Origin of the sequence: Gilliamella sp. Gris1-4 (assembly GCF_001690335.1) — a bacterium.
In the GTDB taxonomy this organism is placed as follows: Bacteria; Pseudomonadota; Gammaproteobacteria; order Enterobacterales; family Orbaceae; genus Gilliamella; species Gilliamella apicola_P.
This window is the reverse complement of sequence record NZ_LZHA01000008.1, coordinates 1-2,860: the sequence shown is the minus strand read 5'-3', so window position 1 is coordinate 2,860 and position 2,860 is coordinate 1. Positions and strand designations below refer to the sequence as shown.

The 2,860-nt window shown below is 35.2% G+C and carries 6 protein-coding genes; all 6 read right to left on the bottom strand.

Annotated features, from left to right (window positions below; genetic code table 11):
• Window positions 1–223: 223 nt before the first annotated feature.
• Window positions 224–634, bottom strand: coding sequence for a single-stranded DNA-binding protein (locus A9G31_RS00705; RefSeq protein ID WP_065559986.1), 411 nt, complete (start codon window positions 632–634; stop codon window positions 224–226).
• Window positions 624–956: a hypothetical protein gene (locus A9G31_RS00700; RefSeq protein WP_065559985.1), complete on the bottom strand. Its 333-nt coding sequence runs from the start codon at window positions 954–956 to the stop codon at window positions 624–626. Before A9G31_RS00700 ends, A9G31_RS00705 begins: the two co-directional genes overlap by 11 nt.
• 2 nt (window positions 957–958) lie before the next feature.
• The gene (locus A9G31_RS00695; RefSeq protein ID WP_065559984.1) at window positions 959–1,138 is read right to left on the bottom strand and encodes a hypothetical protein; all 180 of its coding nucleotides are present in this window, start codon (window positions 1,136–1,138) and stop codon (window positions 959–961) included.
• Window positions 1,123–1,398 (bottom strand): hypothetical protein, encoded by a 276-nt coding sequence (locus A9G31_RS00690; protein WP_065559983.1) that lies wholly within the window; start codon window positions 1,396–1,398, stop codon window positions 1,123–1,125. The genes A9G31_RS00695 and A9G31_RS00690 overlap by 16 nt, the downstream gene beginning before the upstream one ends.
• A gap of 225 nt (window positions 1,399–1,623) precedes the next feature.
• Entirely contained in the window at window positions 1,624–2,304 is a 681-nt protein-coding gene (locus tag A9G31_RS00685; RefSeq protein WP_065559982.1) for a ribonuclease H-like domain-containing protein, read from the bottom strand.
• The coding region (locus A9G31_RS00680) for an AAA family ATPase (protein ID WP_176700327.1) at window positions 2,291–2,860 on the bottom strand (570 nt) is incomplete at its 5' end. The genes A9G31_RS00680 and A9G31_RS00685, both read right to left, overlap by 14 nt.

Sequence of the window (2,860 nt, the reverse complement as noted above, 5' to 3'; positions counted from 1 at the left end):
CACCTTTAATATTTCGCCAAATTTGGCGTTAATTAATAAAACGGGTGTTCGTAATTTATACTTTGATTCCCCAAAATTGGTGAATCAAAGATAAAAAATGCTCTCTCAATTATTTCATTGCACGCCAAATAATCAGCGCAGATATTTGTAATAAATTAATAGAATAGGGTGGTTGTTCAGTGAGTTATTAACAGATTTTGTGGGTAACTTTATAAGTCATTGATTAAAAAGGAATCTCATCATCTATAAACTCATTTTGCTGAGCTGATGTTTGTGGTTTATGTTGTTGTGCTGACTGATTGCCGCTTTTGTCGAACGTTAACGCTTCAAAATCATCAACTATAAAATAAATGGCTGTTTTGTTGTTGCCTTGTTGGTCCTGCCATTTATCTGTTTTGTATCGAGTTGTAACACGAATAAAAGCACCTTTGCCTTTATCTCGCACTTTTTCCGCAATCTTACCGAACGCTCGTAAATTAGCCCAATCTGTGACATCTTCATAGCTATCGCCATTCTTCTTATAGCTACCAATTGCCATAGTAAAATTAACGATTAACTTGTTATCAGAGGTGTAACGCTCCTCGATTTTCCCGATTCTGCCAGTGAATAAACACTGATTTAAATTATTTGCCATTTTCTTGCTCCAGTTGTTCATAGCTCTTTGTAAAAAGAGATTTATTAGACTCTATTTCGTTTATCTTTTTATGTAATTTTTTTGTTTTTTCTGACAGAAGATCTATTCCATATTTATATGCATTACATGCATTGGTAAACAAACGATCAGATTGAGATTTGTTATAAGTCTGAACATACAAATATTCAGCATAGTCTAACTTTAGTTGCGCTTTTGTAATTTTTGATATAGTTGTTTTTGTTAACTGTAAATCATATAAATCATTTACAACATAGATAACATCCCCAACTTTTAGCTTTTTCCATTCTTCATCTGTAATCATAATTACTCCTCAATATATATTCCGCTGTCTACAAGATCGGGAAGATAAGAATTAATTAACTCTTGCAGGTACACATCCTTATCTTCCAGAGCTTCATATTCAGCTTTATCAATTTCGATTTTTTCTTCATTTCTTGACGGTCCAATCCGTGCATACACAACAAACGTTATTTTTTCTGACATAAGTACTCCTGCGGTAGTGGTAATTCATCTAAATACGTCCATGCAATTACAGTTTTGCCGTCATCAGTATCATCTTCATGATCATCAATATCGGTAACTATGCTATAGCCGCAGTAAAATAACTCGATTTCGCGCACATAGGCGAAAACTTGCAAAAAAGGTTTATCGCAATACTTGCTTTTTACAAGTGCAATAATTTTGTCGTCTCTTATCGTAACTGGTTTTTCATCGGGATATTTACGCCAGTTTAATTTAGTCATTATCTTTATCATCACAATTTCTAACCTCTATTGTTTTAACCGTTGATTTGGGTGGGTGTCACTCTGTCGCCAACGGCGTGACTACCGTCTATCAAACAATAAGACTTGTATATTTCAAACTAGTGCGCTAACTGAAAGGAGGACAGGTCTCTGCTAACACTAATCATCAACGCATATACCAGACGTTATTAAAAAACCGTCACTATGACGGTTATGCTGTTTAATTTAAGCCACATCTTGAAATGTTATTCTTTTATGAATTGCTCTAACTTTTTCAACATCATCAGCACAGTAGTCTGCAACTTGTTTTAATTTTCCATCCTGCACAAAATCCCAAACCTTAGAGCCGTCTATTTCGTCACCTTTTGGCTGTATACCTAGCGACAAACAAATTTCATTCAAAGACACGTAATTACGTTTACCTGCCCATTCCGTCATTGTGTCGAATATATACATATTGTTATATGATTTACTATTGAGCGGTAAAAACGCTGGTGGTTTTATACCCAGTACAATTGCACGTTGATAAATAAAACGTAAGTCAAAGCTCTCTATGTTATGTCCAATAAAATGTGGTGTTATGTCCGCACTTGGTCTATAACACTCAATCAATTCATTAAAAAATGTCTGCAATATTTGTTTTTCGGATGATATCCAGTTATCAAAATGAATTACCTTTACATCTCCATCATTGATTGCATAACCAATACAAACAATTTGACCAAAACCGCCGTTTAAAGCGGTTTTTCGATACGCCGGTTCTTTGTTTTCTTCAATCCAAGTACTTATCGCTTCGGGTTTTTTATAATTTGCCGGCGCTGTTAAATTGCTTTGAATATAGTTTTTTATATTGTCAGACTGGGTTGGAATTGTTTCTATATCGAAATAAATATTAAACTGTCTCATTATTTTCACCTTCTGAAAGCTTTATCTTTAACTGATTGTAGTGCTCTATAACTTCTTCTTGCTCACTGCATCCACGTAAGTTATTAAAACTAATAGCGAATAATTTCTGCAGTTCATCCAAAGATGAAATATTAGAGGTCTTTTCTTTGAAATTATTAACTTCCGCCTGCTCTTTTGTAACACCGTTATTTAACCACGCCAGCAATTGCTCGCCAGTTTCTGATGTAATCTTAAAAATTTTGCCGTCAAATAACCGCGTTCTATCTTTTGTTGATGTTGCATTGTGATTAATATCAATATCAAACATGACAGTGAATTCATATTCCATTCCGTCGCGCTGAATCGGTGCCATGCCAACTTTTTTGGGGGCTTGTTTACCGTTATCGTTAACTTGTAGCACATATTCTTGCTTGCTTCGCATTGTTGCGATAATGTGACACGGACTTGCTAGCATTGCATTAACTAGCGCATTATGCTCCGGCGTGATGCTTCTCCAAGCTGTGTAGCCATTTCCCTTACCGCTATCTGCGATTTTCCCTTGTTTATCCAATAAACC

What these genes read in the sequence shown, in the direction of transcription:
- A9G31_RS00705 (WP_065559986.1), bottom strand. Translation starts at nt 634, where the DNA reads ATGGCAAATAATTTAAATCAGTGTTTATTCACTGGCAGAATCGGGAAA.
- A9G31_RS00700 (WP_065559985.1), bottom strand. Translation starts at nt 956, where the DNA reads ATGATTACAGATGAAGAATGGAAAAAGCTAAAAGTTGGGGATGTTATC.
- A9G31_RS00695 (WP_065559984.1), bottom strand. Translation starts at nt 1,138, where the DNA reads ATGTCAGAAAAAATAACGTTTGTTGTGTATGCACGGATTGGACCGTCA.
- A9G31_RS00690 (WP_065559983.1), bottom strand. Translation starts at nt 1,398, where the DNA reads ATGACTAAATTAAACTGGCGTAAATATCCCGATGAAAAACCAGTTACG.
- A9G31_RS00685 (WP_065559982.1), bottom strand. Translation starts at nt 2,304, where the DNA reads ATGAGACAGTTTAATATTTATTTCGATATAGAAACAATTCCAACCCAG.